Here is a 22,570-nt window from a genome sequence, read left to right as displayed (position 1 = left end):
CCGTTCCTTGCCCGCCTGTCGCGGCGCGTCCGCACATCAGAGCGTGCAGATGTCGCTCGTGGCCGGGGCCGGCGCGGCCGCGTGCGGCACCAGCATCGCCGCCGGTACGCCGTTCCTGACGGCGGTCATTTCGGCCAGGATCGCGATGCCGATTTCGGACGGCGTCTTGCTGCCGATGTACAAGCCGATCGGACCGTGCAGACGGCCGAGCTCGGCGTCGGAGAGATCGAACAATTTCAGGCGCTCGCGCCGTCTTGCATTGTTCAGGCGCGAGCCGATCGCGCCGACGTAGAAGGCCTCGGATTTCAGCGCTTCCATCAGGGCCAGGTCGTCGAGCTTCGGGTCGTGGGTCAGGGCCACGACGGCGCTGCGCGCGTCGAGCCTGGCCTCGATCATCAGGTCGTCCGGCATCGTGTGCACCAGTTCGGTGCCCGCCAGGTTCCAGTCGGCCCGGTATTCCTCGCGCGGGTCGCAGACGATGACGCGGTAATCCATCGCACCGGCCACTTGCGCCAGGAAGCGCGACAGGGGACCGGCGCCGATGATGAACAGGCGCCAGCGCGGGCCATGCACGGTGGTCAGCATATCGTCTTCGACGCGCAGCACGCTGCCGGGCGTGGCGCGCGCCAGCGTCACGGCGCCGCTGGCCAGGTCTAAGCGGCGTTCCAGCAGTTCGCCGCCCTCCAGGCGCCGCAGCAGTTCGCGCAGGCCGCTGGCGCCGCCCAACGGCTCGATGGCCAGTTCGATGGTGCCCCCGCACGGCAGGCCGAAGCGGTGCGCATCGTCGGCGCTGATGCCGTAGCTGACGAGATGCGGCTTGGCGTCCCGCGCGATGCCCCGGGCGCGCACGTTCTCGATCAGGTCGTCCTCGATGCAACCGCCGGAGACCGAGCCGATCACGCGGCCATCGCCGCGCACGGCCAGCGTGGCGCCGATCGGGCGCGGGCTCGAGCCCCAGGTCTTGACGACGGTGACCAGCTGGCAGCGATGTCCGGCATCGAGCCAGGCGGCTGCGGTCTTGAGTACGTCGAGGTCGAGGCTGTCCATGATTTAGCGCGGCGCTGCTGGTGAGGGATGTCAATGATACGGAAAAAGCGGGCGGGACGTCGGCACGGCGGCAATGGCGCAGGGTGGACGGGAACCCATCCACCCTGGCGGCCGGCGAAACGGCGTGCGAGCGAGTGTGACGTGCGATCGACTGCGGCGGCAACGGCCTTACGGCACCAGCGACTTCTTCCCGCCCTTCTTCGACTTCACGTCCTCGATCGCCAGCTCGATCGCCGTCAGCCGCGCCGCCGTCGACGGATGGTTGGCCGTGAAGCCATTGGCCACGCTTGCCGGATAGGCCGCCGCCAGGCGCTTCCAGAACCCCGGCGCGCCCTCGATATCGTAGTCGGCGCGGGCCAGCATGAAGATCGCCATGCGGTCGGCCGCGACATCCAGGTTGGCGGGCATGGGCTTGATGCCGGCGCTGCCGCCCAGCATGGCGGTGTCGGGTGTCATGCGCGTCAGGTTGTCGATCACGCTGCCCTGCGTGGCCTGGTTGCGTTGCACCTTCGCGTGCTCGAGCATGTTGTGCGCCATCGTGCGCGCCAGCACATAGGCCAGCTCGGTGTCGCTGCGGGTCACGCCCAGCATGCCGCGCGTGACCATGACGCGCGCGCCATCGGCGTAGGCGTTCACGTTGTCGGCGTTGCCCAGCTCGATGCCGAAGCCGCAGGCGCGCGTGACCGGGACGCTCAGATCGCGCGGACGGCCGTCGCGTTCGATCGACAGCGGCAAGGTGGACTGCGAGGCGACGATCGGACCGAAGATCGCGGCCGCGCCGGCCAGGGCGTTGGCGCCGGTCGGCAGCGGCTTGCCGCCGGCCGCGACCAGGTCGTCGCCCGGGCGCAGGCCGGCCTTGGCGGCGCCGCTGCCGGCCAGCACGGCCGTCACTTGCAGGCGTTCGTCCATGCCGAAGGCCACGTGCGCGGCCTCGTTGTAGATGCCCGGGTAGGAATGGCGGTTCTTGGCGGTAAAGCCGAGCAGGTTGCGCGCGTGTTTCGTGCACAGCGCCGCATTGTCGATCAGGAGCGGCGCCGCCACGCGATACAGGCGGTCCTGCAGCGCGGCCATCCTGGTGAGCGTCTCGGCGGCGGCCGACATCTGCGGCGTCAACGGCGTGCCTTGCGGCGTTTCCGTGATGGGTCCGGGCATGCCGGGCTGGCGGATCGGGGCTTGCGTGCCGCACGCGGCCAGCAGTACAGCAATGGCGACACCCAGCACGGCCGGGCGCAGGCGTTCAAAGCGAATCATGGTCCTCCTCGTTATTGTTTTCCGGTGCTGCCGAACCCGCCGGCGCCCCGTTCGCTCGATGCGAACTCGTCGACGACCTGGAAGCCGACCTGCAGGACGGGCACGATCACCAGCTGCGCCAGGCGCTCCAGCGGCTGCAGCGTAAAGGCGGCCTGGCCGCGGTTCCAGGTCGAGACCATCAGCTGGCCCTGGTAATCGGAGTCGATCAAGCCTACCAGATTGCCGAGGACAATGCCGTTCTTATGGCCGAGTCCACTGCGCGGCAGGATCATCGCCGCATAGCCGGGATCGGCAACGTGGATCGCCAGCCCGGTCGGCACCAGCACGGTCTGGCCCGGCTGGAGATCGATCGGCGCGTCGATGCAGGCGCGCAGGTCGAGCCCCGCGCTGCCGGGCGTGGCGTAGGCGGGCAGCAACTCCTTCATGCGCGGGTCGAGGATTTTTACGTCGATGGTTTTCATGCGTGTTCCTGGATCGTTGAATCAGGTGAGCAGCGAGCGCTGTTCGAGGCGCTTGCCGATTTCGGAAACGAGCTGGCGCGCCAGCGTCAGCTTGTCGGCGCGCGGCAGCACGGTGTGGCCGTGCTCGTCGAACAGGACGATCGCATTGTCGTCCTGGCCGAAGGTATGGTGGCCGATGTTGCCGACCAACAGGGGAATGCCTTTGCGTTCGCGCTTGGCTGCGCCGTATTCGACCAGGTTTTCCGACTCGGCGGCAAAGCCGACGCAGTAGGGCCAGCCCGACAGCGAGGTGGTGGCCGCGACCGCCGCCAGGATGTCGGCGTTCTGCACGAATTCGAGCTGGGGCGCGCCGCCGCCTTCCTGCTTTTTCAGTTTCTGGTCGCTGGCGTTGGCCACGCGCCAGTCGGCCACCGCGGCCACGCCGATGAACACGTGCTGGTCTTCGACGCCCGCCATCACGGCGTCGTGCATCTGCCGGGCAGAAACCACGTCGATGCGGCGCACGCCATGCGGTGTGGGCAGGGCGGTCGGGCCCGACACCAGCGTCACCTCGGCGCCGGCTTCGCGCGCGGCGCGGGCGATCGCATAGCCCATCTTGCCGGACGAGAGATTCGTGATGCCGCGTACCGGATCGATCGCCTCGAAAGTAGGCCCGGCCGTGATCAGCACCCGCTTGCCCAGCAGGATCTTGTGCTGGAAGGAGGCGATCAGTTCCTCGAGCAGTTGCTCCGGTTCCAGCATGCGCCCCAGGCCCGTCTCGCCGCAGGCCTGCTCGCCGGCGGCCGGACCGAAGATCTTGACGCCATCCTCGCGCAGGGTCGCGACGTTGCGCTGCGTGGCGGGGTTCTGCCACATCTCGACATTCATCGCCGGCGCGACCAGCAGCGGCACGCCGTGCGGGCGCGCAAGGCACAGGGTCGAGAGCAGGTCGTCGCAGGCGCCATGCGCGAGCTTGCGGATGAAGTCGGCCGAGCAGGGCGCGACCAGCACCGCGTGCGCGCCGCGCGTGAGGTCGATGTGCGCCATGTTGTTGGGCATGCGCGCGTCCCACTGGTCGAGCCAGACCGGGTTGCCCGAGAGTGCCTGCATGGTGACGGCGCCGATGAAGTGGGTGGCGGCCTCGGTCATCACGACGTGCACCTGCGCGCCCTGCTTGATCAGCGCGCGGCACAGTTCCGCCGCCTTGTAGCAGGCGACGCCGCCGGACAGGCCGAGGACGATTTTTTTACCTTGCAGGTCCATGTCGCGCTCCTTGCTGGTGTTCCGTATTCAGTTTTTACTCAGTTCTTGCTCAGTTCTTGCTCAGTGCTTGCTCAGTTCTTGTTCACGCGCCGCAGTTCATCGAGGATGAACAGGAAGGCGCCGACCGAGATGCCGATGTCGGCGACGTTAAAGGCCGGGAAATGGCCCCAGCCGCGCCAGTAGAAGTCCAGGAAATCGATCACGTGGCCATAGGCGATGCGGTCGATCACGTTGCCGATGGCGCCGCCCAGGATCAGGGCCAGGGCCCAGCAGAACAGGCGCTGGCCCGGATGGCGCTTGAGCAGGTAGAGAATGAAGCCGATCGCGCCGACCGCGATGGCCGTGAAAAACCAGCGCTGCCAGCCGCCCTGGTCGCCCAGGAAGGAAAACGCCGCGCCCGGGTTATACACGAGCACCAGGTTGAAGAAGCTGGTCACCGGCAGCGTCTCGCCGTAGGTGAACAGTTTCGAGACGGTGATCTTGGTGAGCTGGTCGATCAGGACGATGATGAAGGCGATGCCCAGCCACGGGGTCATGCCGGCGCCGGCGGACTTGTGGACGGTGGTGATGCTCGGTTTTTTCTTGGTTGCCATGGGATATCGGGTCGGATGGTAAAACCGCCATGCCGCTTCAAGGGCGGCATGGCGGCCGGGGTGCGACTGCTTACGCGAAGCGGCGTGCTTCGCCGGCGCCGAACAGGTTGCTCACGCAGCGGCCGCACAGGCCCGCGTGCGCCTGGTCGTGGCCGACGTCGCGGCGGTAGTGCCAGCAGCGCTCGCACTTGGGCGCTTCCGACGCCGTCACCTGCACCGCTTCATCGAGCGCGTTGGCCGCCTGTGCCACCGTCGCCTGCGAGGTGATGAAGACGAATTTCAGGTCGTCGTCCAGGCTCGTGAGCAGTTCGTACTTGGTGCCAGCCGCCTTGATCGTCAGTTCGGCCTGCAGCGACGAACCGATCGCACCCGCAGCACGCACTTCCTCGAGCTGCTTGGTGACGTCGGCACGCACGTCGCGCAAGGCCGCGTACTTGGCCAGCAGGGCTTCGGCGTCCGGCAGGTCCGGGAACGTCCACAGCGTCTGCGTGAAGATGGTCTCGTCGCTGTCCTTGTAGGCTTGCTCGTCCGCGAACACGGCCCAGGCTTCCTCGGCGGTGAACGAGAGCACCGGCGCCATCACGCGCAAGAGCGCATGCGCGATGTGCCAGAGCGCGGTCTGGGCCGAACGGCGCGCGGGCGAATCGACGGCGGTCGTGTACAGGCGGTCCTTCAGGATGTCGAGGTAGAAGCCGCCCAGGTCTTCCGAGCAGTAGTTTTGCAGGCGCGAGACGACCGGGTGGAATTCGTAGCGCTCGAAGTGCGCGGCGATGTCGTCCTGCAGGGCCGCCATCGAGGCGATCGCGTAGCGGTCGATCTCGACCAGCTGCCCGCTCGGGACCGCGTGCCTGGCCGGGTCGAAGTCCGAGGTGTTCGCCAGCAGGAAGCGCAGCGTGTTGCGGATGCGGCGGTAGGATTCGGTCACGCGTTTGAGGATCTCTTCGCCGATCGACAGCTCGCCCGTGTAATCGGTCGACGCGACCCACAGGCGCAGGATGTCGGCGCCGAGCGTATCCGAGATTTTCTGCGGCGCCATGGTGTTGCCGAGCGACTTGCTCATCTTCTTGCCGTTCTCGTCGACGGTGAAACCGTGGGTCAGCAGCGCCTTGTAGGGCGGGGCGCCGTTGAGCATCGACGAGGTCAGCAGCGACGAGTGAAACCAGCCGCGGTGCTGGTCCGAGCCTTCCAGGTAGAGGTCGGCCGGGAAGGTCGACTGCCGGGCGTGCGAGCCGCGCAGCACGGTCTGGTGCGTGGCGCCCGAATCGAACCAGACGTCGAGCGTGTCCTTGTTCTTTTCGTAGGCATCGGCGTCGTCGCCGAGCAGCGCGCGCGGGTCGAGCGCCTGCCAGGCGTCGATGCCGTCCGCCTCGATCAGCTTGGCCACCTGCTCGAGCAGCTCGGGCGTGCGCGGGTGCAGTTCCCCGGTTTCCTTGTGGATGAAGAAGGCCATCGGCACGCCCCACTGGCGCTGGCGCGACAGGGTCCAGTCCGGACGGTTTTCGATCATGCCGTGCAGGCGCGCCTGGCCCCAGTCCGGGAAGAATTGGGTCTTGGCGATGCCGGCCAGCGCCGTTTCGCGCAGGGTCGGGCCGCCGTCTTTCGGCGTGATGTCCATGCCGGCGAACCACTGGCTCGTCGCGCGGTAGACGATCGGGGTCTTGTGGCGCCAGCAGTGCATGTAGCTGTGGTCGAACATTTTCAGTTCGAACAGGGCGCCGGCGGCGGTCAGTGCGGCGCAAATGGGTTTGCTCGCTTCCCAGATCGTCAGGCCGCCGAACAGGGGCAGCGAGCCGGCGAAGCGGCCGTCGCCCATCACCGGTTTCAGGATCTCGTCGTCCTGCATGCCGTGCGCTTTGCACGAGACAAAGTCTTCCAGGCCGTAGGCGGGCGCCGAGTGGACCACGCCGGTACCGCTGTCGGTGGTCACGTAGTCGGCCAGGTAGACAGGCGAAGTGCGGTCGTAGAACGGGTCGGCCGCGTGCAGCGGGTGCTTGAAGCGCATGCCTTCGAGCTTGTCGCCGGTCGTGGTGGCGATCACGCTGCCGTCGAGCTTGTAGCGCGCCAGGCAGGACGCGACCAGGTCCTGCGCCAGGATCAGCAGCAGCGGCCGGCCGTCGCGCTCGGCCTGCACGAGGGCGTAGGTCACTTCGGGATTGACGTTCAATGCCTGGTTCGACGGGATGGTCCACGGGGTCGTGGTCCAGATCACGATGAAGCCGTTGTCCGGATCGACGCCGGCCGGCAGCGCCGGCAGGCCGAATGCGGCCGCGACTTGCCCGGGTTGCGCGAACGGGAAGCCGACGTCGATCGCCGGGTCGCGCTTGTCCTGGTATTCGACTTCCGCTTCGGCCAGGGCCGAGCCGCAATCGAAGCACCAGTTGACCGGCTTCAGGCCGCGGTAGACATAGCCCTTGTCGAGCAGCTTGCCGAGCGCACGCAGCTCGTCGGCCTCGTTACCGTAGGCCATCGTCATGTACGGGTTTTCCCATTCGCCGAGCACGCCCAGGCGGATGAAGCCGGCGCGCTGGCGGTCGATCTGTTCGAGCGCATAGGCACGCGCTTTCTGCAGGACTTCCGGCGTCGGTAGATTCTTGCCGTGCAGTTTTTCGATCTGGATTTCGATCGGCATGCCGTGGCAGTCCCAGCCCGGCACATAGGGCGCGTCGAAGCCGGCCATGGTGCGCGATTTGACGACCATGTCCTTCAGGATCTTGTTCACCGCGTGGCCGAGGTGGATGTCGCCGTTCGCGTACGGAGGACCGTCGTGCAGCACGAAGGTCGGGCGGCCTTTGGCAGCCTTGCGGATGCGGTGGTAGATCTGCTTGTCCTGCCATTGCTTGACCCAGCCCGGCTCGCGCTTGGCGAGGTCGCCGCGCATCGGGAACGGGGTGTCGGTCATGTTGACCGGGTACTTGCTCTCTGGTTTCTTGCCGGCCTTCTGGGCAGGCGCATGCTGGACGGGTTTGCTGTTTTCGGACATAAATTTCTTCGGTAAGGGAAGGGGGTGTGGCGGCACGGTTCCTGGCGTGCCGCCGCGCGCAACGTGGCGTTGCGCGTCAAATTCGGTCGGTGGCGGTCAGGGCGCCGGCGCGGGCGGCGCTGCGCGGATCGTGGCGCAACCGGTGCGCGGCAAACCAGGCGCGTGCCTGCTCGGCATCGCGATGGATCGCCGTGGTGAGCGTATCGAGGTCGACATATTTTTCTTCGTCGCGCAGTTTTTCCAGGAACTCGACCCGCACCAGCTTGCCGTAGCAAGGGCGGTCGTAGTCGAAGATGTGCACTTCCAGCAGCATGCGCCCGGCGTCCTCGACCGTCGGGCGCACGCCCAGGCTGGCGACCGCCGGCAGGGGCGTCTCGGCCAGGCCATGGACTTGCACCACGAAGATGCCTTGCAGGGCGGGGCGGTGCATGACGCGCAGGTTCAGGGTCGGGAAACCCAGCGTACGGCCGAGCTTGGCGCCATGGATCACGTGGCCCGAGATCGCATACGGGTGGCCGAGCAGGGCGCCGGTCGCCTGCAAATCGCCCGCGGCCAGGGCCGCGCGCACCAGCGAGGACGAGATGCGCTGGTCGCCCTGGTGTACCGTCGGCAGGGTCTCGACTTGGAAGCCGTGGCGGCGGCCCGCTTCCTTGAGCATCTCGACGTTGCCGGCGCGCTTGGCGCCGTAGCGGAAATCCTCGCCCACCATCAGCCATTTGACATGCAGGCCGTCGGCCAGCACGCGCCCGGTGAAGTCGTGCGGGGAGATCGCGGCGAATTGTTCGTTGAAGTGCTCGACGATGACGCGGTCGATGCCGGCGTTGGCCAGGTCGCCGAGTTTGTCGCGCAGATTGGCGATGCGCGCCGGTGCGCGGCTGAGGTCGCCGCTACGGCTGGCAAAGTATTCGCGCGGATGCGGCTCGAAGGTCATCACCGCCGCTTCCAGTCCCAGCACCTGGCTTGCCGCCCGGACGCGCGCCAGCAAGGCCTGGTGGCCGCGATGGACACCGTCGAAATTGCCGATCGTGAGGGCGCACGGGGCGCGCGCCGCGTCGTTGGGAAGTCCGCGAAATACCTTCATTGTGGGTTCCAGAATGCCCGGCAAGTCCGTCACGCATGTCGTGGCCGGCGCTGCCCCAGGGCGAAACCCTGATTATACGGTAAAGGCTTGTTGCATTGCGGAGAGAGACGGGGCGTCGGCGCGCACCGGCGGTGGGCGGCGGGCGAAAAAAAACGCCGCCTGCGGACAGGCGGCGCTGGATCTGGGCATGTACGCGGCCGGAGCGCGCAACGGACTCGGACCGCTTAGCCGGCCAGGGGCTTGTTGATGGCCATGATCCAGTAGCGTGCCAGGTCGGCCGTGCCTTCCTTGCCGCCGACGCCGCGCAGCGTGCTGATCGCCTGCTGCTTCTTGCCGGCCGCGGCATAGGCTTCGCCCAGGCGCAGCTTGGCTTCGTCGGCGTAACGCAGGCCGCCGGCCTTGATCGCCGTTTCCATCATCTTCAGGCCTTTGTCGGTCTGGCCCGACTGCACCAGGCCGTAGCCGAGGGCGACCAGGCCGTCGTTGTCCTTGGCCGCCACGTATTCGGCTTCCAGGGCGGCGCTGCCCTTGTTCTGCTCGGCGAGGGTTTTCTCGGCCAGATCCTTCAGGCGCTGGTGACGGGCAGCGTCGGGGCCGGTGCCCAGGGCGCCTGCCTTGTAGCCCTTGTCGATGATCTTGAGCGCTTCGGCCGGGGCCTTCGCCTGCAGCACCAGCTGGGCCATTTCCATGTATTCGCTCGGCTTCTTCAGCAGGCCGTTGGCCAGCTTCAGGCGGTAGACGTCGACCGCCAGGCGGCTCGAGAAACCGGGCTTGCCCTGTACGCGGTTGAGCAGGTCGTTCCAGTACTGGGCTTTCGGATAGTTCGCCGCCAGCTTTTCGATGGTGTTGACGTAGCCGGCCTTGTCGTTCTTCTTGAGCTGGATGTTGGCCAGCATGCCGAGCATGTCTTCGCTCATGCGGCCCGATTTCTCGGCGTTGCGCAGCTCGGTTTCCAAGGCGGCGACATTGCCCTGCTTGTAATAGTTCTGCATCAGGTAGCCACGCAGCTTCGGATCGTCGCCGTTTTTGAGCTGGCGCTGGATCGCTTCGTTTGCCTTGTTCAGCTCGCCGCCACGCATGTAGATGCCGATCAGGCCTTCCGAGAACTGGCTGCGTTCGCTGGCCGACAGCTTGCCCGAGGCAATCAGGGATTCGAATGCGTCGGCGGCGGTACTGTAATCGCCGGCCGACGAGGCGGCCGAGGCGCGTACGCGCTCGATCAGGTAGCTCTCGTGGGCACTCTTGCCGGCGATTTTGTCCGCTTCGCGCAGTTTTGCCAGGGCATCCTTATGCTTACCCTGTTTCATCAATGCCTGGGCTGCCTGCAGTTGCTTGCCGACTTCGGCGCGTACTGCTTGCGCATGTGCCGGGGCAAGGCCAACGATCGGCGCTGCTGCGGTGAAGCCGAGGGCGGCCAGTGCGAGGCCGAGGTGTGCGAGTCGGAATTTGATCATCGTGGAAAATCCTCTTTGAAAATGGACACGGCAGGGAAACCCTGCCGTGTTATCAGTCAAGCATGATGCGATTACTGGAACTGCTCGTTACCGACCATGCCGATCTTCGTGACGCCGAGACGTTGGGCCGTCGCCATGACACCGGCAACCACCTTGTACTCGACCAGCTTGTTCGGACGCAGATGCACCTCCGGCTGGTTTGGCTGGGAAGCCACTTCATTCATCTTCGCTTCCAGCGTGGCGCGATCAGGAATCGCGGCGCCGTCCCACATGATGGTGCCGTCGAAGTCGACGTCGATCGTGACAACGCGCGGCTCTTCGGTCTTCGGCGGTGGCGTACCCACCGGCATGTTCAGATTGACCGAGTGGTTTTGCTTCGGAATCGTGATAATCAACATGATAATCAAGACCAACAGAACGTCGATCAAGGGCGTCATGTTCATTTCCATCATCGGTTCCGGATCGGCTGCCTTGGCGGAGCCTGAACCTACGTTCATACCCATGGTGTTTCCTTTTCTAATGACTGGGGTGCAATCGCGGCACCAGGCTTGCGCCCGGCACCGCGGGGAGGGTGTTAGCCCTTGTCAGGCGGTTCGATAACGAAACCGACCTTTTGCACGCCAGCACGTTGTGCCGTATAGATGACCCGACCGATCGATTCGTAGCGGGTTGCCTGGTCGCCACGAACTTTCACTACAGGTTGCGGCACCTTCACCGACTGCTCCGCGAAGAACTTGAACAGCTCGTCCGTGTTCGCGATGCGGCGCTGGTTCCAGAACATTTCCCCGTCTTTATTGACGGTGATGTTGATGTCTTCCGGCGCGGTCTTGGTGACCTGGTTCGTTTCCGCCGGCAGAGCAACCTTTTGCAACTGCAGGACCACCGGGCTGGTGATCAGGAAGATGATCAAGAGAACCAACATGATGTCGACAAGCGGCGTCGTGTTGATCTCTGACATCACGGCATCTTCATCTCCGCTATCGGAGCCGACACTCATTGACATGATTTATCCAATCTTCTTGGCCGACGTCGCAGCGCGTGCGGCTTCCGAGGTGTTCATCGCGCCCGACACCAGGACCGAGTGCACGTCGGCGCTGAACGAACGGACATCTTCCATGGCCGACTTGTTGCGGCGCACCAGCCAGTTGTAACCCAGAACGGCTGGAACGGCGACGAACAGGCCGAAGGCGGTCATGATCAGTGCTTCGCCGACTGGACCTGCAACCTTGTCGATCGATGCGTTACCCGACATACCGATGTTGACCAGTGCGTTGTAGATACCCCAGACGGTACCGAACAGGCCGATGAACGGCGAGGTCGAACCGACGGTTGCCAGGAACGACAGGCCATCTTGCAGACGCGACTGAACGCGGTCCACGGCGCGCTGAACTTGCATCGTGACCCAGGTCGACAGGTCGATCTGCTCGAGCAGGGCGCCGTCGTGGTGCTGGGTCGCCTTGGTGCCGGTTTCAGCGATGAAGCGGAATGGCGAGCCTTCTTTCAGGGCAGCCGAACCAGCAGCGATCGAGTTGGCTTTCCAGAATTTCTGGGAAACTTCCTTCGACTGGCGCATGATCTTCGACTGGTCGATCAGCTTGGTGATGATGATGTACCACGAACCCATCGACATCAGCGACAGGATGATGATGGTGCCCTTGTTGACGAAGTCGCCTTCTTCCCACATGGCCTGGAACCCGTATGGGTTGTGCACTTCTTCCTTGGTCTCGCCAGCGGCAGCGGCAGGCGCAGCGCCTTCGGCTGCGGGTGCCGCGGCGGCTGCGTCAGCGGCCGGAGCTGCTGCTGCGTCTGCCGGTGCTGCGGCTGCCGGTGCTGCGGCTGCCGGAGCGGCTGCTGCCGGTGCGTCAGCGAAGGCTGGTGCCGAGACCAGGGCCGATGCTGCCGTCACCGAGAACAGGACTGCCGCCAGTACAGCGGACAAACGGGTATTCTTAAACATGCTTCCTCCAGAAATATAAAAATAGACAGTTCGCTGATCCAAAGACAACGAAAATCATAGTTGTGAGACGATCTTCTGTCTCGGTTATTGTTCCAGCGACCAGACGTACTGTACTGGGACCCATGCCTGTTCAGGCTGACCATTGACCATCGCCGGTTTGAAGCGGCACTTGCCGATTGCAGACTGCGCTGCGCGGTCAAGATCACGGGAACCGCTCGATTTCGTGATCTTGGAATCGACCATCCGACCATCGACGCCGATCAGGAACGAGATCGTCGTCGTGCCTTCTTCTTCGTTACGAGCCGAGGCCTTCGGGTATTCCGGTTTTGCACAGGTACTGAAGTCAGCCACTGCCGCGGTACGGCTAGGACCCGCCGGTGCTGCTGCCGGCGCGGCCGCCGGTGGCGCCGGCGGTGCCGGAGGAGCCAGGCTGGTCGTCGGTGGCGGCGTGCTCGTCGTGGCCGCGATTGCGTTCTGCGGCGGCGGCGGCTGCTGTACCTGCACCTCGACCGGCGGGATGAACGGAGGCGGCGGCGCCTTCATTTCAGGCGGCGGCGGCGGCGGAGGAGTCTCCGGTGGCGGTGGTGGCTTCACCTCTTCGATCAACTTCGTTTCCACTGCTTCCTGCACCTTCGTGATCACCTTTGTTCCGAGACCATTGAGGATCCCCCAGCCGACCAGGACGTGCAACAGGACCACAATGGTGATACCAGTGATGTTCTTCCCCGGTTCCTTCTCATGTGAAAAATTCATGCCTGCTTTCTCCAATACCAACTCTTTTTGTTGCTACTAAACCCACAAAACACGACGAACAGACAAGGCCGTATCCGGGACATCGGCGAATTATACCTACGAATTCTTTTTTGCACAGGTATTTTTGACGCACTGAAACGGGCATAAATGCCTGTAAAAACAAGCGATACGGCGAATTCCAAGCCTCAAAACGGTGCGCAAAAACCCAGCCAAACCATATACAAAATTACAACATTGCAGCCTGATACTAATGCACTGTAGAAGATGTGTAAAAACAAGTATTTCGCCGAATATTGCATGCCAAATTTGCCAATTTACAAATAACATATAGTGCGATGCTCAGCTTTCGCAAACTATAGCCAATTCTGGCGCAGCCAGGCGTTCGCCAGCGAACAGAATAAGCGCGAACACGGGGCAAGGGGGGAGGAGGGGAGGTGGTGGCTCGCAGCCGAGACGTGATGACTTGACCTGCGTCAGTGCTAAGCTTGCCTTCGGGCAGCGCCGGGACCGTACCGGCGCTGCCCTGTCTAAAAGCTGTAATTTGACTACAAAAATCAGCGATGGCGCTTTTCGCGCCGGCAGTCGAGGAAGCTGACGACATGCCCGCTGGTATCGACTGTTTCCAGGCGAACGTCGAAGCCCCAGAGCCGGGCAACGTGCTTGAGCACTTCCTGCGACTGGGCATTCAGGGGGCGGCGCTGGAACTGGGTGTGGCGCAGGGTCAGGGCCCGGTCATCGCGGGTATTGACCTGCCAGACCTGGATGTTCGGTTCGCGGTTGCCGATGTTGTACTGCTCAGCCAGCTGCTGGCGCACATAGCGGTAGCCGGCTTCGTCGTGGATGGCCGAGATGGTGAGCTTGTCGCTGCGGTCGTCGTCGAGCACGGCAAAGAAGTGGAAGTCGCGGATCAGCTTGGGCGACAGGTATTGGGCGATGAAGCTTTCGTCCTTAAAATTGCGCATCGCGAAGTCGAGCGTCTTGACCCAGTCGCTGCCCGCCATGTCCGGGAACCAGGCGCGGTCTTCCTCGGTCGGGTTTTCGCAGATGCGGCGGATGTCGCTCATCATCGCGAAGCCCAGTGCGTAGGGGTTGATGCCGCTGTAATAGGGACTGGTGGCCGCCGGCTGGTAGACGACATTGGTATGGCTTTGCAGGAATTCGAGCATGAAGCCGTCGCCGACGATGCCCTCTTTATACAGTTCCTGCAAGATGGTGTAGTGCCAGAAGGTGGCCCAGCCTTCGTTCATGACCTGGGTCTGGCGCTGCGGATAGAAGTACTGCGAAATCTTGCGCGTGATACGGACCAGCTCGCGTTGCCAGGGTTCGAGCAGCGGCGCGTACTTCTCGATGAAGTACAGCAGGTTTTCCTCGGGCTCGAGTGGAAAGCGCGGCGGTGGGGCGTTGCGTTCTTCTTCCTCGCGCCGCGGCACGGTGCGCCACAGGGCGTTGACCTGCGACTGTGCATATTCTTCGCGTTCTTTCTGGCGCGCTGCTTCTTGTGCCACCGACAGCTTGGCCGGCCGCTTGTAGCGGTCGACGCCGTAATTCTGGATGGCGTGGCAGGAATCGAGCAAGTCTTCGACGGCATCGATACCGTAGCGCTGTTCGCACTCGGCGATATAGTTCTTTGCGAACACCATGTAGTCGACGATCGCCTCGGCGTCGGTCCAGGTGCGGAACAGGTAATTACCCTTGAAGAAGGAGTTATGCCCGTAGGCGGCGTGGGCGATGACCAGCGCCTGCATCGTCAGGCTGTTTTCCTCCATCAGGTAGGCGATGCAGGGATTGGAGTTGATGACGATTTCGTAGGCCAGGCCCATCTGGCCACGCTTGTAGCTCTTCTCGGTCGACAGGAAGTGCTTGCCGAAGGACCAGTGGTTATAAGACACCGGCATGCCGACCGAGGTGTAGGCATCCATCATCTGCTCGGCGGTGATGATCTCGAGCTGGTTCGGGTAGGTGTCGAGGCCAAATTTCCTGGCCACGCGGCGGATTTCCTCGTGGGCTTGCTCGATCAGGTCGAAGGTCCACTCCGACTGTTCGGGCAGGGCACGGGGGTTTTTGATGAGGTCGTCTGGCATATGCGTGCCTCTGCTTTACTTGGGCTGCTTCTTGAACAGCTCGCGGAAGACCGGATAGATGTCGGCCGGCGTCACGATTTTCTGCATCGCGAAATTGGCATGGTGCGCGGCGACCTCGGTGTATTGCTCCCACAGGTTCTGCGGCGGCCCGTCGGTGATTTCGACATAGGTATAGTATTGCACCTTGGGCATGATGCCGTGGTCGAGCAATTGCTTGCACAGCAAAGAATCGTTGTCCCAATTGTCGCCGTCCGAGGCCTGGGCAACATAGGCGTTCCAGTCGGAACTCGAATAACGCTCGCCGATGACTTTCTGCAGCAGGTGCAGGGCCGAGGAGACGACGGTGCCGCCGGACTCGCGCGAGTGGAAGAATTCGTCCTCGTCGACTTCGGCCGCGGCCGTGTGGTGGCGGATGAAGACGACGTCGATGCGTTCGTAGACGCGTTTCAGGAACAGGTAAAGCAGGATGAAGAAGCGCTTCGCGGTGTCCTTGCGCGTTTCATCCATCGAACCGGACACGTCCATGATGCAGAACATCACGGCCTGGGTGCTCGGTTTCGGCACCTTGATGCGGTTGCTGTAGCGCAGGTCGAACGGATCGATGAAGGGAATCGCGTTGATGCGCGTGTGCAGGTGATGGATTTTCTTCCTCAGTTCGAGGACGCGCGGATCGTCCTCGGGGACCTCGGCATCGAACAAGGCTTCGAGTTCGAGCTGGAGTTCGCCTGCCGCGCGCCGGCTCGGGCCGCCGACCGCGATGCGCCGGCCCAGCGCGCCGCGCAGCGAGCGCAGCACATGGATGTTCGAGGGCGTGCCGGAGACGTTGTAGCCGGCGCGCTGGGTCTTGAAGTCGATCGTCTGCGTCAACTGGGTCTTGACCATGTTCGGCAGTTCGAGGTCTTCGAAGAAGTAATTCATGAACTCTTCGCGCGACAACTCGAAAATGAAATCGTCCTCGACCGTCTGGTCGCTGTTGCCGGCGCGGCCACGGCCGGAACCGCCGCCGCCGCTGCGCGGCCGGTTGAACTGGTCGCCTTTCTGGTATTCGGTATTGCCGGGGTTGACGGTTTCCCACACGCCGCCATGGGCGTGGCCGAAATGCGGTTCGTTGACGTCCTTGACGGGGATCGAGACCTTTTCGCCGTTCTCGATGTCGGTGATCGAGCGGCCCTTGATCGCGCGGCCGACCGCATCCTTGATCTGCGCCTTGTAGCGGCGCAGGAAGCGTTCACGGTTCACCGCGGACTTGTTCTTGCCCTGCAAGCGTCGGTCGATGAGGTAAGTCAAAACATGCCTCCTGTTAAAACCGCGACGGACCGCCTGTTCGCGCGGTCCCCCTATCTTAATACGCGGCGTGCGTAAGCGGGTGATGCACGCCTGGCAGGGTACCCAAAAACGCGCGAAACGACGGCTGGCGCGTCATGTGCCGACGCTTTCGATGCTTGCGGCACATTCATGGAGCCGGACGGGCAGCGCGTGTTGGCGGCGCTGCCCGCGCAGCTGCGCTTAGGACGACTTCCTCACACGCAGATACCATTCGCACAGGAGCCGTACCTGCTTGGCCGTGTAGCCTTTTTCGACCATGCGGTTGACGAAGTCGGCATGCTTCGTCGCGTCTTCCGCACTGGCCTTGGCGTTGAACGAAATGACCGGCAAGAGTTCCTCGGTATTCGAGAACATTTTCTTCTCGATCACGGTGCGGAACTTCTCGTAGCTGGTCCAGGCCGGATTCTTGCCGCCGTTGGTCGCCCGGGCCCGCAAGCCGAAGTTGACGATCTCGTTGCGGAAATCCTTCGGGTTCGAAATCCCGGCCGGCTTCTCGATCTTTTCCAGCTCGGCGTTGAGCGATTCGCGGTCGAAGCTCTCGCCCGTGTCCGGGTCGCGGAATTCCTGGTCCTGGATCCAGAAGTCCGCGAAGGTCACGTAGCGATCGAAAATGTTCTGGCCGTATTCCGAATAGCTCTCCAGGTAGGCGGTCTGGATTTCCTTGCCGATGAAGTCGACGTAGCGCTGCGCCAGGTGCTCCTTGATGTAGGAGTGATAGCGCTGCTCGAGCTCGGGCGGGAACTGCTCGCGCTCGATCTGCTGCTCCAGCACGTACAGCAGGTGCACCGGATTGGCGGCCACTTCGGTATTGTCGAAGTTGAAGACCTTGGACAGGATCTTGAAGGCGAAGCGGGTCGACAAGCCGTTCATGCCCTCGTCCACGCCGGCGTAGTCGACGTATTCGTGCAGCGACTTGGCTTTCGGATCGGTATCCTTCAGGTTCTCGCCATCGTAGACCAGCATCTTCGAGTAGATGCTCGAGTTTTCCGGATCCTTCAGGCGCGACAGGATCGCGAACTGCGCCATCATGCGCAGCGTGCCGGGCGCGCAAGGGGCTTTCTCGAGCGAGGAATTGCGCACCAACTTATCGTAGATCTTGATCTCGTCGGAAATGCGCAAGCAGTAGGGCACCTTCACGATGTAGATACGGTCGAGGAAAGCCTCGTTGTTGCGGTTGTTGCGGAAGGTTTTCCATTCCGATTCGTTCGAGTGCGCCAGGATGATGCCCTCGAAGGGAATCGCGCCGAAGCCTTCGGTGCCCTTGTAGTTGCCTTCCTGGGTCGCCGTCAGCAAGGGGTGCAGCACCTTGATCGGGGCCTTGAACATCTCGACGAATTCCATCAGGCCCTGGTTTGCCAGGCACAGGCCGCCGGAATAGCTGTAGGCGTCCGGATCGTCCTGCGAGTAATCCTCGAGCTTGCGGATGTCGACCTTGCCGACCAGGGAGGAAATGTCCTGGTTGTTTTCGTCGCCCGGTTCGGTCTTTGAAATGGCGATCTGCTTGAGGATCGACGGGTAGCGCTTGACGACGCGGAACTTGTTGATGTCGCCGCCGAACTCGTGCAGGCGCTTGACCGCCCACGGGCTCGGGATCGAGCGCAGGTAGCGGCGCGGGATACCGTAGTCCTCTTCCAGGATGACCCCGTCCTCGTCCTCGTTGAAGAGGCCGAGCGGCGACTCGTTCACGGGCGAACCCTTGATCGCATAGAAGGGCACCTGTTCCATCAAGTGCTTGAGCTTTTCGGCGATCGACGACTTGCCGCCGCCGACCGGTCCCAGCAGATACAGGATCTGCTTGCGCTCTTCCAGGCCCTGGGCCGCGTGGCGGAAGTAAGAGACGACCTGCTCGATCACTTCCTCCATCCCGTAGAACTCGCGGAAGGCGGGATAGACCTTGATGACCTTGTTGGCAAAGATGCGCGACAGGCGCGGATCGAGTCGCGTATCGACCAGCTTCGGCTCGCCGATCGCCGCCAGCATGCGTTCCGGCGCGCTGGCATAGGTCAGCGGGTCCTTCTTACAGAGGGCAAGATATTCGGACAGGGAATATTCTTCTTCGCGGGTGCGCTCGTAACGGGCTGCGTAGTTGTCAAAAATGGTCATGTGCATGTCCTTTAGTGTGCAAACAACGATCACTGTCACGACAGGCGGCATGAAGCCGACTGCCCAAAGGCCCGATTTTCTTGGCGTAGTTACGGATACCTCGTTAGACCTGCTGCCGCGCCAGATGTCAGCCGACCTTTGTCAGCAAAATCCGATCGCGACGGTTTCGCGAAGTTCCACCCGTTAGGCGGGTCGTCCTGGTAGCGCCGCTAACGCGCGCGGCGACTCAGGCGGATTGTTCTTTTTTGAACCGGCTTGTGGCCGGGTGTCCCGTGGAAGAAAGGGTCTTTTTATGTTTCTGAAATTTATTATGTGCCTATTAGTTCCCGAAGTCAAAGCACGATCGATTTCGCGTTTGTAACACATGTAAGTGTTTGATTATTCACGGGAAAAAATGTATTTGACGATCATTTCGCCAGCGCTGAAACAGCTGACTCCGTGAAATTGTTTATCCATTCTGTATAGCTATTTCCCTACGTCTTTACTGCTGGGGTGACAAAAGCCCTGAATCGATAGTGCACGATCCGGCAGGCCGGTGGCGCACGCCAAAGCCGCTCGTTTCAGTGGTTTATCCAATGAAAACAGCGCCCCGGCGGCATGCGGTACACTGTTCGGCCTTGCCCTGAACAACCGCCTTTGACGGAGAACCTCCATGCTGAACGAGCAGCTGCGCCGGACCATTGAACAGATGCCGAAGGCCGAATTGCACATCCATATCGAGGGCTCGCTCGAGCCGGAGCTGATCTTTGCGCTGGCGCAAAGGAACGGCGTATCGTTACCTTATCCGTCGGTCGAGGCGTTGCGTCAGGCCTACGCTTTTACCGATTTGCAGTCCTTCCTCGACATATATTACGCCGGTGCCAGCGTTTTGCTGGCCGAGCAGGATTTCTACGACATGACCGCCGCCTACCTTGCGCGCGCCGCGCGCGATAACGTGCGCCATGCCGAGATCTTCTTCGATCCGCAGACGCATACCGCGCGCGGCGTGCCGTTCGAGACCGTGGTCAACGGCATCTGGCGCGCCTGCCAGGACGGGCCGATCAGCGCCTCGCTCATCATGTGCTTCCTGCGCCATCTGTCCGAGGACGAGGCCCTGGCCACGCTGGACGAATCGCTGCCGCACCGCGACAAGATCCTGGGCGTCGGCCTCGACTCGTCCGAAGTGGGGCATCCGCCGGAAAAATTCGCGCGCGTCTTCGAGCGCGCCCGCCAGCTCGGCCTGCGCCTGGTGGCGCACGCGGGCGAGGAGGGGCCGCCGGCCTATATCGAAAGCGCGCTCGACGTCCTCAATGTCGAACGCATCGATCATGGCGTGCGCTGCCTGGAGAGCCCGGAGCTGGTCGAGCGCCTGGTGCGCGAGCAGATGGCGCTGACGGTCTGCCCGCTGTCGAACGTCAAGCTGCGCGTCTTCGACGTGATGGGCAGCCACAACCTGCGCACCCTGCTCGACAAGGGCCTGGTGGCGACCGTCAATTCGGACGACCCGGCCTATTTCGGCGGCTACATGAACGACAATTTCATCGCCGCCTTCGACGCGCTGCCGCTGGACGCCACGCACGCGCGCCAGCTGGCGCGCAACAGCTTCAGCGCGGCCTTCCTCGGACCGGAGCAAAAGCGTGCCTACCTGGCGGAGGTCGACGACTTCTTCGCCGCCCGCCAAGGAAGCTGAGCGATGCTGACCCAGGCCCTGCGCATGACCGCGCGCGATTGGCGCGCGGGCGAACTGCGCTTTCTCTTGGTGGCGCTGATCGTGGCCGTCTCGGCGCTGTCGTCGAGCGGCTTCTTCATCGACCGCATGCGCGCCGCCCTGGCGCGCGACGCCAACCAGCTGCTCGGCGCCGACCTCCTGGTCAATGCCGACAACCCGGTGCCGCCCGCCTGGCGCCAGGAAGCCGAACGGCGCGGCCTGCTGCTGGCCGATACCGTCACCTTCCCCAGCATGGCGCAAGGCGGGGAAGGCGAGGCTTCGCGGGCCCAGCTGGCCTCGATCAAGGCGGTCTCGCAAGGCTATCCGCTGCGCGGCGTCCTGCGCATCACCACCGATCCCGCGCAGGCCGGCGCCGCGCGCGGCGTCGCGGCCCGGTCGATTCCGGCGCCCGGCACCGTGTGGGTCGACGCCAACCTGCTGCCGGCCCTGAACGTGAAGGTGGGCGACGCGCTGCAGGTGGGCGAGCGCCGCTTCACGATCGCCCAGCTGGTCGCGGCCGAACCCGACCGCGGCGCTTCCTTCGCCAACTTCGCGCCGCGCGTGATGCTGGCGCTACCCGATTTGAAATCGACCGGCCTGGTGGACGACTTCGCGCGCGTGACCCACAGGCTGCTGGTGGCGGCGCCCTCGAACAACGACCTGGCGCGCGTGCGCGCATTCGAAACCTGGCTGCGCGCGCGCATCGCGCAAGACAACGTCAAGGGCGTGCGCATCGAATCGATCGAGAACGGCCGCCCGGAGATGCAGGCCACGCTCGAACGCGCCGACCGTTTCCTGTCGCTGGTCGGTCTCCTGTCGGCGATGCTGGCGGCGGTTGCCGTCGCCATGGCGGCGCGCCGCTTCATGCAGCGCCATCTGGACGCCTGCGCCATGCTGCGCTGCCTCGGCATGACGCAAAACGGCGTCGGCGCCATGTACCTGGTCGAATTCGCCCTGGTCGGCCTGGCCGGCAGCATCATCGGCGTGCTGGTCGGCTTCGGCGCCCACTTCGTGCTCTTGCAGCTGATCGGCACGCTGCTGCCGGCCGACCTGCCGCCGGTCTCGCCCTTGCCGGCCTTGCAGGGCATCGCCACCGGCATGCTGCTGCTGGTCGGCTTCGCGCTGCCGCCGGTCCTGCAATTGAGGAACGTGCCGCACAACCGCGTGATCCGGCGCGAACAGGCCGCGCCGCAGCCGATGGCGCTGGCCACCTACGGTCTCGGAATAGGCGTTTTCGTCGCGCTGCTGCTGTGGCAGGCCGGCGACGTCAAGCTGGCGCTGACGACCGCCGGCGGCTTCCTGGGCGGCTTCGCGGTATTCGCGCTGGCCGCCTGGCTGGCCCTGAAACTGCTGCGCCGCCTGCGCGGCCTGTCGACGCACCAGGGCTGGCGCTTCGCCGTCACCTCGCTGCAGCGCCGCCCCGGCGCGACCATCGTGCAGGTCGTCTCGCTGGCGCTGGGCCTGATGGCGCTGCTGCTGCTGACCGTGGTGCGCGGCGACCTGGTCGCGGCCTGGCAGCGCGCCACGCCGGAAAACGCGCCGAACCGGTTCGTCATCAACGTCATGCCCGAGCAGAAGGACGAGGTGGCGCGCCGCATCGCCGCCGCCGGCGTCGACCAGCCGGTGCTGTACCCGATGATCCGCGGCCGCCTGACGGCGGTCAACGGCAAGGCCGTCACGCGCGACACCTATACGAGCGAGGACGCGCGCCGCCTCGCGAACCGCGAATTCAACCTGTCGACGATGGCGCAGGCGCCGGAAGGCAACGAGATCGTCGCCGGTGCCTGGTATCGCGACGGGCCGGGCGTGTCGGAAGCCTCGGTCGAGCAGGGGATCGCCAAGACGCTCGGCCTGAAGCTGGGCGACGTCATGCGCTTCGACATGGCCGGCAGCGTGGTCGACGCCAGGGTGACGAGCCTGCGCAAGCTCGAATGGGGTTCGATGCGCGCCAACTTCTTCGTCATCATCAATCCGCAAGCGATGGTCAATGCCCCGGCCACCTACATGACGGCCTTCCACCTGCCGCAGCAGGGCGCGGACCTGGCCAACACGCTGGCGCGCGCCTATCCGAACCTGACCGTGATCGACGTGAGCGGCATCATCCGCCAGGTGCAGGACGTGGTCGACCAGGTCGTCGTCGCGGTCGAGTTCCTGTTCCTGTTCACGCTCGCCTCGGGCGTGCTGGTGCTGTACGCGGCCTTGATGGGTTCCCAGTCCGAGCGCACGCGCGAGGCAGGCCTGCTGCGCGCGCTGGGCGCGACGCGCAGGCAGCTGGCGCAGGCGCAGCGCATCGAGTTCGTGCTGGTCGGCGGCCTGGCCGGTCTGCTGGCCGCGAGCGGCGCGGCCCTGCTCGGCTGGGCGCTGGCGACCTACCAGTTCAAGTTCCCCTGGAGCTTCGAACCGGGCGTGTGGCTGGCGGGGGTCGCGGTCGGGGCCGCGTGCGCGCTGGTCGGCGGCTGGCTGGGCCTGCGCAGCGTGCTGCGCCAGCCGCCGCTGCAGACGCTGCGCGAGGCGTGAGCGGGCCGCTCGACCGAGACCGCACGGCCGCTCCCCC

17 protein-coding genes are annotated in these 22,570 nt (G+C 64.1%); 2 read left to right on the top strand and 15 right to left on the bottom strand.

What is annotated here, in order from left to right; genetic code table 11:
- Window positions 1–36: 36 nt before the first annotated feature.
- From ACFPOU_RS00725 to ACFPOU_RS00655, 15 genes are all read right to left on the bottom strand, one after another.
- Window positions 37–1,047, bottom strand: a complete 1,011-nt coding sequence (locus tag ACFPOU_RS00725; protein WP_379715658.1) for an XdhC family protein — start codon at window positions 1,045–1,047, stop codon at window positions 37–39.
- 168 nt (window positions 1,048–1,215) lie between these two features.
- Window positions 1,216–2,298, bottom strand: coding sequence for a M48 family metalloprotease (locus ACFPOU_RS00720; protein WP_379715655.1), 1,083 nt, complete (start codon window positions 2,296–2,298; stop codon window positions 1,216–1,218).
- An 11-nt stretch (window positions 2,299–2,309) separates the two neighbouring features.
- Window positions 2,310–2,759, bottom strand: coding sequence for a dUTP diphosphatase (gene dut, locus ACFPOU_RS00715; protein ID WP_379715652.1), 450 nt, complete (start codon window positions 2,757–2,759; stop codon window positions 2,310–2,312).
- A gap of 21 nt (window positions 2,760–2,780) precedes the next feature.
- Window positions 2,781–4,001 carry a bifunctional phosphopantothenoylcysteine decarboxylase/phosphopantothenate--cysteine ligase CoaBC gene (gene coaBC, locus ACFPOU_RS00710; RefSeq protein WP_379715649.1) on the bottom strand — a complete coding sequence of 407 codons (1,221 nt, stop codon included), beginning with the start codon at window positions 3,999–4,001 and terminating at the stop codon, window positions 2,781–2,783.
- 71 nt (window positions 4,002–4,072) lie between these two features.
- A complete protein-coding gene (lspA, locus tag ACFPOU_RS00705) occupies window positions 4,073–4,594 on the bottom strand; it encodes a signal peptidase II (protein WP_379715646.1) in 522 nt (173 codons plus the stop codon).
- Window positions 4,595–4,664: 70 nt separating this feature from the next.
- On the bottom strand, window positions 4,665–7,574 hold the full coding sequence (gene ileS, locus ACFPOU_RS00700) for an isoleucine--tRNA ligase (protein WP_379715643.1): 2,910 nt from the start codon (window positions 7,572–7,574) through the stop codon (window positions 4,665–4,667).
- A gap of 76 nt (window positions 7,575–7,650) precedes the next feature.
- The gene (locus tag ACFPOU_RS00695) at window positions 7,651–8,655 is read right to left on the bottom strand and encodes a bifunctional riboflavin kinase/FAD synthetase (protein ID WP_379715641.1); all 1,005 of its coding nucleotides are present in this window, start codon (window positions 8,653–8,655) and stop codon (window positions 7,651–7,653) included.
- Between the two features lie 224 nt (window positions 8,656–8,879).
- Entirely contained in the window at window positions 8,880–10,109 is a 1,230-nt protein-coding gene (locus tag ACFPOU_RS00690) for a tetratricopeptide repeat protein (RefSeq protein ID WP_379715639.1), read from the bottom strand.
- A 71-nt stretch (window positions 10,110–10,180) separates the two neighbouring features.
- Window positions 10,181–10,612: an ExbD/TolR family protein gene (locus tag ACFPOU_RS00685; protein WP_379715637.1), complete on the bottom strand. Its 432-nt coding sequence runs from the start codon at window positions 10,610–10,612 to the stop codon at window positions 10,181–10,183.
- Between the two features lie 71 nt (window positions 10,613–10,683).
- Window positions 10,684–11,112 (bottom strand): ExbD/TolR family protein, encoded by a 429-nt coding sequence (locus ACFPOU_RS00680; protein ID WP_379715635.1) that lies wholly within the window; start codon window positions 11,110–11,112, stop codon window positions 10,684–10,686.
- A 3-nt stretch (window positions 11,113–11,115) separates the two neighbouring features.
- On the bottom strand, window positions 11,116–12,066 hold the full coding sequence (locus ACFPOU_RS00675) for a MotA/TolQ/ExbB proton channel family protein (RefSeq protein ID WP_379715632.1): 951 nt from the start codon (window positions 12,064–12,066) through the stop codon (window positions 11,116–11,118).
- A gap of 84 nt (window positions 12,067–12,150) precedes the next feature.
- On the bottom strand, window positions 12,151–12,819 hold the full coding sequence (locus ACFPOU_RS00670; protein ID WP_379715628.1) for an energy transducer TonB: 669 nt from the start codon (window positions 12,817–12,819) through the stop codon (window positions 12,151–12,153).
- Between the two features lie 554 nt (window positions 12,820–13,373).
- Window positions 13,374–14,900 (bottom strand): SpoVR family protein, encoded by a 1,527-nt coding sequence (locus ACFPOU_RS00665; protein WP_379715624.1) that lies wholly within the window; start codon window positions 14,898–14,900, stop codon window positions 13,374–13,376.
- A gap of 15 nt (window positions 14,901–14,915) precedes the next feature.
- A complete protein-coding gene (locus ACFPOU_RS00660; RefSeq protein ID WP_379715621.1) occupies window positions 14,916–16,187 on the bottom strand; it encodes a YeaH/YhbH family protein in 1,272 nt (423 codons plus the stop codon).
- A gap of 219 nt (window positions 16,188–16,406) precedes the next feature.
- Window positions 16,407–18,329: a PrkA family serine protein kinase gene (locus tag ACFPOU_RS00655; protein ID WP_379715618.1), complete on the bottom strand. Its 1,923-nt coding sequence runs from the start codon at window positions 18,327–18,329 to the stop codon at window positions 16,407–16,409.
- A gap of 652 nt (window positions 18,330–18,981) precedes the next feature.
- Here ACFPOU_RS00655 and ACFPOU_RS00650 point away from each other — a divergent pair.
- Window positions 18,982–19,998 carry an adenosine deaminase gene (locus ACFPOU_RS00650; protein ID WP_379715616.1) on the top strand — a complete coding sequence of 339 codons (1,017 nt, stop codon included), beginning with the start codon at window positions 18,982–18,984 and terminating at the stop codon, window positions 19,996–19,998.
- Window positions 19,999–20,001: 3 nt separating this feature from the next.
- A complete protein-coding gene (locus ACFPOU_RS00645; RefSeq protein ID WP_379715613.1) occupies window positions 20,002–22,533 on the top strand; it encodes an ABC transporter permease in 2,532 nt (843 codons plus the stop codon).
- Window positions 22,534–22,570 lie beyond the last annotated feature (37 nt).

The organism is Massilia jejuensis (assembly GCF_042656795.1).
In the GTDB taxonomy this organism is placed as follows: Bacteria; Pseudomonadota; Gammaproteobacteria; order Burkholderiales; family Burkholderiaceae_D; genus Telluria; species Telluria jejuensis.
The sequence above is the reverse complement of the archived record's forward strand: the minus strand, read 5'-3'. Positions and strand labels throughout refer to the sequence as shown.

Excerpts from the sequence above, each read along its gene's own strand:
- ACFPOU_RS00675 (WP_379715632.1), bottom strand. The coding sequence starts at position 12,066 with ATGTTTAAGAATACCCGTTTGTCCGCTGTACTGGCGGCAGTCCTGTTC.
- lspA (WP_379715646.1), bottom strand. The coding sequence starts at position 4,594 with ATGGCAACCAAGAAAAAACCGAGCATCACCACCGTCCACAAGTCCGCC.
- ACFPOU_RS00720 (WP_379715655.1), bottom strand. The coding sequence starts at position 2,298 with ATGATTCGCTTTGAACGCCTGCGCCCGGCCGTGCTGGGTGTCGCCATT.
- ACFPOU_RS00695 (WP_379715641.1), bottom strand. The coding sequence starts at position 8,655 with ATGAAGGTATTTCGCGGACTTCCCAACGACGCGGCGCGCGCCCCGTGC.
- coaBC (WP_379715649.1), bottom strand. The coding sequence starts at position 4,001 with ATGGACCTGCAAGGTAAAAAAATCGTCCTCGGCCTGTCCGGCGGCGTC.
- ACFPOU_RS00670 (WP_379715628.1), bottom strand. The coding sequence starts at position 12,819 with ATGAATTTTTCACATGAGAAGGAACCGGGGAAGAACATCACTGGTATC.
- ACFPOU_RS00690 (WP_379715639.1), bottom strand. The coding sequence starts at position 10,109 with ATGATCAAATTCCGACTCGCACACCTCGGCCTCGCACTGGCCGCCCTC.
- ileS (WP_379715643.1), bottom strand. The coding sequence starts at position 7,574 with ATGTCCGAAAACAGCAAACCCGTCCAGCATGCGCCTGCCCAGAAGGCC.
- ACFPOU_RS00680 (WP_379715635.1), bottom strand. The coding sequence starts at position 11,112 with ATGTCAATGAGTGTCGGCTCCGATAGCGGAGATGAAGATGCCGTGATG.
- ACFPOU_RS00665 (WP_379715624.1), bottom strand. The coding sequence starts at position 14,900 with ATGCCAGACGACCTCATCAAAAACCCCCGTGCCCTGCCCGAACAGTCG.
- ACFPOU_RS00685 (WP_379715637.1), bottom strand. The coding sequence starts at position 10,612 with ATGGGTATGAACGTAGGTTCAGGCTCCGCCAAGGCAGCCGATCCGGAA.
- ACFPOU_RS00725 (WP_379715658.1), bottom strand. The coding sequence starts at position 1,047 with ATGGACAGCCTCGACCTCGACGTACTCAAGACCGCAGCCGCCTGGCTC.
- ACFPOU_RS00645 (WP_379715613.1), top strand. The coding sequence starts at position 20,002 with ATGCTGACCCAGGCCCTGCGCATGACCGCGCGCGATTGGCGCGCGGGC.
- dut (WP_379715652.1), bottom strand. The coding sequence starts at position 2,759 with ATGAAAACCATCGACGTAAAAATCCTCGACCCGCGCATGAAGGAGTTG.
- ACFPOU_RS00650 (WP_379715616.1), top strand. The coding sequence starts at position 18,982 with ATGCTGAACGAGCAGCTGCGCCGGACCATTGAACAGATGCCGAAGGCC.
- ACFPOU_RS00655 (WP_379715618.1), bottom strand. The coding sequence starts at position 18,329 with ATGACCATTTTTGACAACTACGCAGCCCGTTACGAGCGCACCCGCGAA.